At 57.4% G+C, this 7,540-nt stretch carries 7 protein-coding genes and 1 tRNA gene; 3 read left to right on the top strand and 5 right to left on the bottom strand.

Annotated features, from left to right (window positions below):
- Positions 1 to 180: 180 nt before the first annotated feature.
- Entirely contained in the window at positions 181 to 840 is a 660-nt protein-coding gene (locus HK23_RS13120; protein WP_063354547.1) for a TetR/AcrR family transcriptional regulator, read from the bottom strand.
- 108 nt (positions 841 to 948) lie between these two features.
- On the opposite strand from HK23_RS13120, the gene HK23_RS13115 reads away from it, so the two are divergent.
- A complete protein-coding gene (locus tag HK23_RS13115) occupies positions 949 to 1,515 on the top strand; it encodes a hydrolase (protein ID WP_063354546.1) in 567 nt (188 codons plus the stop codon).
- 48 nt (positions 1,516 to 1,563) lie between these two features.
- The gene (locus tag HK23_RS13110) at positions 1,564 to 2,988 is read left to right on the top strand and encodes a DHA2 family efflux MFS transporter permease subunit (protein WP_048837087.1); all 1,425 of its coding nucleotides are present in this window, start codon (positions 1,564 to 1,566) and stop codon (positions 2,986 to 2,988) included.
- Between the two features lie 135 nt (positions 2,989 to 3,123).
- Here the strand turns inward: HK23_RS13110 and HK23_RS13105 are convergent, their stop codons facing one another.
- From HK23_RS13105 to HK23_RS13085, 4 genes are all read right to left on the bottom strand, one after another.
- The gene (locus tag HK23_RS13105) at positions 3,124 to 4,014 is read right to left on the bottom strand and encodes a 3'-5' exonuclease (RefSeq protein WP_006560305.1); all 891 of its coding nucleotides are present in this window, start codon (positions 4,012 to 4,014) and stop codon (positions 3,124 to 3,126) included.
- A gap of 893 nt (positions 4,015 to 4,907) precedes the next feature.
- Positions 4,908 to 5,282 carry a helix-turn-helix transcriptional regulator gene (locus HK23_RS14415; RefSeq protein ID WP_052944628.1) on the bottom strand — a complete coding sequence of 125 codons (375 nt, stop codon included), beginning with the start codon at positions 5,280 to 5,282 and terminating at the stop codon, positions 4,908 to 4,910.
- A 181-nt stretch (positions 5,283 to 5,463) separates the two neighbouring features.
- A complete protein-coding gene (locus HK23_RS13090; protein WP_061487412.1) occupies positions 5,464 to 6,612 on the bottom strand; it encodes a tyrosine-type recombinase/integrase in 1,149 nt (382 codons plus the stop codon).
- A 131-nt stretch (positions 6,613 to 6,743) separates the two neighbouring features.
- Positions 6,744 to 6,819, bottom strand: a tRNA-Glu gene (locus tag HK23_RS13085).
- Between the two features lie 305 nt (positions 6,820 to 7,124).
- Here HK23_RS13085 and HK23_RS13080 point away from each other — a divergent pair.
- Positions 7,125 to 7,535 carry a hypothetical protein gene (locus HK23_RS13080; protein ID WP_256940208.1) on the top strand — a complete coding sequence of 137 codons (411 nt, stop codon included), beginning with the start codon at positions 7,125 to 7,127 and terminating at the stop codon, positions 7,533 to 7,535.
- Positions 7,536 to 7,540 lie beyond the last annotated feature (5 nt).

Below are 7,540 nucleotides of genomic sequence, written 5' to 3'. Positions count from 1 at the left end.
CAGCTCATGGTGATTGCGGACTGTCCGCTTAGGAGCTTGGCGAATGGGGGCTTGTATGTCCGGGATGAGGCGGAAGCCGCCGCTGCGCATCTCGCACTTCGCAAGTGCGGCCGATCTCTCGCGCCGTCAGTCGAAGGACGCATCACACCGGGAGAGTGTGGCTTCGTCTCCGGTTCGCATTTAGCGTGTCTTTCCATCCGTTGCGCTGTCTGAACCGCGCCGGAACGGCGCCAGCCTGTCGGAAAGATAAAGTCGGTTCATCCGCCGCAACTCATCGGGCGCGCCCGACGTCGTGGGCGCGTCGTTCGCGAGCATGCCGCGCAAGACTTTCATGGTGTTCAGAACGACCGCCGCGATGTCTTTCGCCAGCGCCTCATCCAGTCCCGGCGCACACACGCGCAGAGCCGCCGCAATTCCGGCCACGGCATGACCTCGCGCGCGGTCGCGGATCTCCATCTTGTCAGTCCGCGCCTCCATCAGGGCGGACAGCGATTTCACACGCGGATGAAGCGTGACAAGCAGTTCGATCAGGATATCCGCCAACGCTTCCGGCGAAAGCGTGGCCGCACGTTTGGCAAGTGCTGCGTATTCGTCTTCCAGAATGGCGATATGCCGCTGCACCAGAGCGTCCGCCACAGCCTCCTTGTTCGGAAAGAAGCGATAGAGCGAGCCGATCTTCGCCCCGGCGCGCGCGGCGATCTCCGCCATGGTCGTCGCCTCGTAACCGCGTTCCGCCATCAGGTCGGACGCAGCCGCGAGCAGTTCCTCGACGCGCTGGCGTCCGGCCGAGCGTAGCGGCTGAAGAGGTGTCCGTTTTGCTCTTGACGTATTTGAGTCCATCCTCAAATAATGCTCCTGTTTGAGTATATGCTCAACTTCTAACGGTTCCGTGCGGTCTGGACAACGCTTCGGGACGGTCGCGCGAACGTCAACAGGGAAGCTCACGCCATGATTTCACTTCCGCCCACCCGGACGGCCCTCGTCCTGATCGATCTCCAGAAGGGAATCACGGGACTGCCTTTGGCCCCGATACCGGGGGCCACGATCGTCGAACGATCGAAAGAACTCGCGGCGCGTTTCCGGGCCGCCGGTGCTCCCGTCATTCTGGTGAATGTCGCGTTCGCGCCCGATTTCGCGGACGCGGTGCATGCGGTCGTCGATCGCTCCTTTTCGCCGCCCGGAGGCTTTGCTCCCGACTGGACCGAACTGGTTGACGGGCTCGCCGGACCGAATGATCTGCGTATCACGAAACGGCAATGGGGTGCCTTCTACGGCACGGATCTTGACCTCCAACTGCGGCGACGCGGGATCACGACCATCGTGGTCGGTGGAATCGCCACCAATCTGGGTGTGGAATCTACCGCCAGAGCGGCGCATGAGCACGGATATAACGTCGTGCTCGTCGAGGATGTCATGTCCACATTCACCGAAGAGATGCAGCGCTTTGCCTGCGAAGAGATTTTTCCCCGTCTTGGCCGGGTGACGACGAGCGACGCGATCGCGCTGGATGCGTAAACGCATGGCTCATGTCTGCGCGTCTCACGGTTTCCCGCGAGATCATTCATGAACGCCAGAACGTCGTTGCCAGCCTTAGACCCGGATCAACTGCCTCCGGGCACCTGGAAAATCGTGAGCGTCGCGGCGGTCGGATCTTTCATGGCGCAACTGGACGCCACGATCGTCAATGTGTCGCTACCAGATCTCGTCGCGACCCTGCACGCTCCGTTTTCACACATTCAATGGGTGGTCAGCGGCTATCTGCTGGCGCTCGCCCTGACGTTGCCACTGAATGGATGGCTCGTAAGCCGCCTCGGGGGGCGAGCGGTCTATTTATGGTGCTTCGGTGCCTTCACGCTGACATCAGGCCTGTGCGCACTAGCGTGGTCTGCGCCGTCCCTGATCGTATTCCGGCTGCTGCAAGGCATGGCGGGCGGACTGCTCGCCCCTATGGCGCAGATGACGGTAGCTCGTGTGGCGGGCCGACAGATGCCGAGGGTCGCGAGCGCGATGACGGCACCTGTTCTGCTCGCGCCGCTTCTTGGACCCGTCGTCGCCGGTGCCATTCTCTCCGTCGCGTCCTGGCGATGGATCTTTCTTCTCAATGTGCCGGTCGGGCTTGCGGCTTTTGCCCTTGCCGTTCTGTTTCTCCCTGACGATCGACATGACGAGCGTTTCCGTCCACTTGACCTGACAGGGCTAGGATTTCTCGCGCCCGCTCTCGTCTCGTTTCTTTACGGCATGGATCATGTCGCCCGGCCTTATGGACAGGCGACCTTAGGCGCGTCCCTCGTGCTGTTCGTCCTGTATGTCCGATCCGCGCGACGCAAGGGTGATGACGCGCTGATCGACCTGCGCCTGCTGCGTGCGCCTGCCTTTTCGGTGTCGGCGATCATCATGTTTCTGACGAACGGGGTATCGTTCGCTGGTCAGATGCTTCTACCCATATGGCTGATCCACGCCTGCGGTGTCTCGCCCGAGCGGACGGGCCTGTTCATGGCACCCCTGGGTCTGGGGATGATGTGCGTCTATCCGCTCATTGGGCGTCTGAGTGACCGGTTTGACGCGCGCGATCTGACCGGTTGCGGGGCTCTTATCTCGTTGGTCGGAACAGTGATTTTGGTGGTGCTTGCCTATAGCGGTCTGAACGTTGCCCTGCTGAGCGTCGCCCTGCTTCTGCGCGGTGGTGGCGGAGGAGCCGTGGGCATTCCGGCGATGAGCGCGGGGTATGCGTCGATCGCTCGGGACGATATTCCCATGGCAACGACCGCGCTGAACATCATGCAAAGGATCGGGGGGCCGACGTTGACCACGGTGTGCGCCACATTCCTTGGATGGCGGCTCGCGACAACCGGTCCGTCTCATATCCCATCAGAGGCTTTTGCGGAAGCATTTGGAGTGCTCGCGTTATTTCATGGCGTTCTGCTGCTCACGACGCGCTTCATCAACCACCCAGAAAATAGCCGCGAACCTCGACAACCTTCGACGTGACTGTACTTTGAGCGGTCACCAAAAAAAACAAATTCAGGCAAGCTCTGCTGAATTTTTCTGCTTTGAGGGCGATTGCCGTCAGTCTGCTGTTGTCATGCCGAAGAGTAAGGGAGGATGAGAATGGAAAGGTGTGTTTCAGGCGCGGTGTGAGAAACGATCCCATGCGGTAATTTCACGGGTGAGTAGAGCGACCTCACGAAGATAGATTTCCGTTTTCAGGAAATGCAGTTCGTCTTCTTTTTGGGCTTGTGGCACTTCCGTAAACCACGCTTTGGGGCGACCATCGGTGCCGTCATTCCAGCGGTAGCCACGGGCCTTGAGTTTCTCTTTGAGATCAAAAGGCGCATTTTCTGCCCAGATCTGCCAGCGGGGTTGCCGCGCTTCCTGAAGCAGGGCGGAGAGGGCTGGGGTCTGTGTTTTAGGCAGACGTGTGGTGAGCAGGGTAACACCAGCCAGACAATCATCGGCGGCCCGGTGTCCATCAAAAAACCATCCGGCCTGCATGACGAGATAGCCAAGGCTGCGCCCTTCAAAGCCTTCTGCCTGCCAGGGCACATCTTCCATGGAGCAGGCCCAGGGCACTGTGGAAAACCCCTCCCAGAAGCGTTCGGCAAACAGCCTGTCAAATCTGGCATTATGGGCAACGATGAGGGCTGCCTGCGTCGCGAACTGGGCGACCTCTTCAGGGGCTATGGTTTTACCTGCAACCATCTCCTGTGTGATGCCGGTGAGGGCGGTTATTTCGGGAGGGATAGGGTGGGAAGGCTCTCTCAGACGATTGAAGGCTGGTAAGGTGCCGAGAATGCGGCCATCCAGCGTATAGACAAACGGCACCATCCCGAATTCGATAATTTCATGACAGGCCGGGTCGAGGCCGGTCGTTTCCAGATCCAGAAAAAGGCCTATACGGGTGTGATCACGTGGCCCCTGCGTCTCAAGCGGAAGGGGCGCGATACGACGTAAGACCCGGTAAGCGCCCGTGGCTTCCAAGGTGCGTGCTTGGGCTTCCAAAGGCGCGTGTTTCACAGAAGTTCTCCCTTACAGTCTGGTATGATAGACAGGAGACAGTCCGTTACAGGCTATGGCAGCATTAGAAGGGAAAAGTCTCATGCGAAAAGCCAGTTTTATCCTCGCGACAGCTCTTGGTCTTTTAGGGCCTGTTGGTTGTTTTGCCCAGTCATCGGGGGACTGGTTGCCACAATCAGGTGTGAAATCTCCCTATAGTCCTTTAGCGGTTCCCACGATGTTGAAACCGCTCCCGATGTCTTTGACCGAGTTATTGAACAAGGGCTTCAAGGTCATCAGCACGACGGACTATTCGGGGCAAGGGGTTCTTTTAACAATAGAAGGGCGTAAGCAGACGGTGTTGTGTGTGTTAACTGCACCTAATCCCCAGACAGATCAGAATGTGCCGACGTCACGCTGTTGGGCCTTGAATTAAGTGACCGATTTCCTGTCATACATTGATTGGAAAGAGGTGTTCGGTTGAGCGAAGGTGAATCTTTCTTTGGGTTGTGTCCTGGCTGTTATGGGTGGCTTCACGGCCTAACAGGTCATGAAGCCAAAGCTCTCGAATGTGACTTTCCTGATTTCTGAGCGTTGTTGAAACCAGATGGCGAAAGGAATGAAGGGTGACCTGCGTTGGCTTGTTCAGGTGCCGTTTATGTTGGGAAAAGGTCAGGTCAAAATTGGCTCCCGTACCCCGAAATTGGAGATAGGCACTTCAATGAAGAAAGAGAGGCCGGTGTTTCTGAATTCCGTAGAGACGTAAGCGGAAGTTATCTTCAGTGTACATTTTGGTGATCGTCAGAATATCTGATGCATCTGTATTGTACCCAGAGAGCGAACAGAACCTTCCGGATATGACAGGCTTGTTTTCTCGCGGGCAAAAGCGAGGAGTGCTGTTTCTTTAATGGTTCTCAGTTTGTCATGAAACCTGTTGCAAGACCAAGAAAACCATAGGCCCAGAGAAGATAGGTCATGAACAGTGCCATCATGACTGCGGTCCAATGCGCCATCTGTTTCTGACTGCGTTGTTCGGTCTTGCGGGGTCGGCCTGGTCGACGTTTGACCGTGACGGGTTCTGGCGTAGCGGGTTGATAGCCAGTTGTCCGCTGGTCGATAAACGCATCCAGAGCGGCAATTGGAAAAGCCCTGTCCCGTTTGCCATAGGTTACGGAAGCTGGACCACGTCCCTCGCTCACCAGATTCCGTAATCGACCATGGCTAATGCCCAGATAGGTTGCGGCATCGCGATAGCGCAAAACTTTAGGCGTGACGGGTGATTGGGCCAAGGATGCAGGACTCCCCAAAAGATACAAGATTTCAGATTGTTTTTTTTGGGGAGAAGAACGGCGTTAATCCGTGAAAACCTGATAGCACAGGACGAGAGATCAGAGAAAGAAAATTCTTTCTCTGATCTTTCATTTCATTTTCTGATGAAGTGATGGGGATCTGACAGGAGATGAAGAGACCTCAGTCCTTCAGCGGTTTCTCTTCTGACAGCATACCTAACACACGTTCAGCCTCCTCAATCTGACGACTGATGTCTTCAGGAACGGGCTGGTAATAGCGATCCAGTGATTTCAGATCGCGATGACCGGTCACGCGTTTGAGGTCGAGCGGATTGGGTAGCAATTTTGCTAACCGGCTGGTTGCTTCATGTCTCAGGTCGTGAAAGGTCAGATCTTTCAGTCCGGCATCTCGTACCATACGGCCATATCGAACACTGAACGCTGCTTCAGTCCCGACATCAAAGAGGCGCTGTGTTGGTTTGGGCTGATGCGGAAGCGTTGCAAGCTTCTCGATCAGGAGGCGACGTGCGCCAGGCGTGAGGGGGCGTATCTCTGGCCCGTGCTCTTCCTGATGGCGATGCGTCTTGGTCTTTCCGCTTTCGCCGCCCAGCTTCAGGGTGCGACGCTGAAGGTCAATATCGCCCCAGCGAAGCTGGAGGGCTTCGCCCCGGCGTGTGCCCTGCTCGATCGACCATCGCACAAGCCAGACATCATCCGGGTGAGGGGAGGCGCTGACGGCTTCAATCAGGCGTTCAAATTCTCCAGGGAGGGAAGAGTCCCGATTTTCCTTGAGACGGCGGTTACGTTTTTTGTCAGCCCCCTCTGGTCGTTTTACAACGCGGCCAGACGCATGATTGACGATGGCGATATCCCATTCCGAGATGGCATGCTGAAGAATAGAGGCCAAAAGATTAAGGCGTTTCACCACAGTTGCAGCTGCATATCCGGTTGCGGTCATGCGTTCACGGAAGCCACGGACGTCTGCGGCTGAGAATTTCGATAACCGTACCGAAGACAGTGCGGTGTCGCGCAGGATGGCTGGGATATGCCCGATCCGGTCGGCTTTCCGATCGGCCATGCACTCATCGCGATACCGTTCAACAAGTGTGCCAATCGTCATCTTGTCGAGAGGGCGTGTATCTGTGAACTGGCCAAGCTCTGCTTTGGCGGCTGTTTCATTGAGCCAGCGTCGGGCCTGTGCCGCAGTGGAGAAAGTCTGCTGCACCCGGCGGCCATCGACCACCTTACGGGTCATGTATTGCCTGGGGCCACGATAGCTTACGCCGCGCGGTAAAGCCTTGCCTGTGGCGGGATCTGTACGCCCGCTCATGACATCACCTGCCGGCGTGTTGATATCTTCCACCATGAGAAGATACTACGACGTTCCTCGCGATGGTGCAAAAATGGTGCAAAAACTAATATTTTTTGGAAGAGTTTCGCCAAAAAAGCCAATGAAAACAATGGCGTCCCGTACGGGATTCGAACCCGTGTTGCCGCCGTGAAAGGGCGGTGTCCTAGGCCTCTAGACGAACGGGACAAGAGGCTGCGTTGGGCCTTGATCTAGAGGGGTTTTCGGGGACCGTCAAGCAACATTTTCAGATTTTTTGATTTTTTTTAGGGAGCGCGAAAAGAGGCCGCAGAAAAGCCGGGTGACGTGGGCTTTTCTCTGCCCACGCGCGGCCTGGCCCAGAGGCGTAAGCCGGTTGGGGAAGGCGTGTGGTTTTGGCTGGTTGGCAGGGGAGGGGTATTCTTGCTGGAGAATAAGGGCAGAGCCGCATCCTTATGGTCAGCCCGTACAGGCTCCGCTACGGAGGGCTCAGAAACCGGCTGGGAGAGAAAGGCATGCAGCGCACACCAAAGGGACGAAAACGCCTCACGCGCCTCCTGCTGGTGTGCATGGCGCTCTGCGGAGCGTGTGCGCAGGGGCAGCCGGGTCTGGCTGCCGAGGGCACTGATGCAGACCGCAGCATGAAGGGTGCGGGAGGCATTGTCCGGTGTGACCTGACGACGGGGCGTCCGGCCTTTTGTGGCGCACCCTATACCGGGCAGGCCGTGCTGCCACAGGATGGGGGCTATCATTTGTGTGATGTTACGCTCGGCACAGCGCGGTTCTGTTACGGGCTTTATACCGGGCGGGCTGTCGTCCGGCAGGGGCGGGGAGGCTATGCGCGGTGTGACCTGACACTGGGGCGCGTCACGTTCTGTGAAGGACCGTATACAGGAACGGCGGTTATTCCGCAGAGTGTAGACTAACCGCC

It is taken from the genome of Acetobacter malorum (assembly GCF_002153605.1).
Lineage (GTDB): Bacteria > Pseudomonadota > Alphaproteobacteria > Acetobacterales > Acetobacteraceae > Acetobacter > Acetobacter malorum_A.
Note: the sequence above shows the minus strand (reverse complement) of the source record. Positions and strands in the feature narration are given on the sequence as shown.

Excerpts from the sequence above, each read along its gene's own strand:
- HK23_RS13120 (WP_063354547.1), bottom strand. The coding sequence starts at position 840 with ATGGACTCAAATACGTCAAGAGCAAAACGGACACCTCTTCAGCCGCTA.
- HK23_RS13115 (WP_063354546.1), top strand. The coding sequence starts at position 949 with ATGATTTCACTTCCGCCCACCCGGACGGCCCTCGTCCTGATCGATCTC.
- HK23_RS13110 (WP_048837087.1), top strand. The coding sequence starts at position 1,564 with ATGAACGCCAGAACGTCGTTGCCAGCCTTAGACCCGGATCAACTGCCT.
- HK23_RS13090 (WP_061487412.1), bottom strand. The coding sequence starts at position 6,612 with ATGAGCGGGCGTACAGATCCCGCCACAGGCAAGGCTTTACCGCGCGGC.
- HK23_RS13080 (WP_256940208.1), top strand. The coding sequence starts at position 7,125 with ATGCAGCGCACACCAAAGGGACGAAAACGCCTCACGCGCCTCCTGCTG.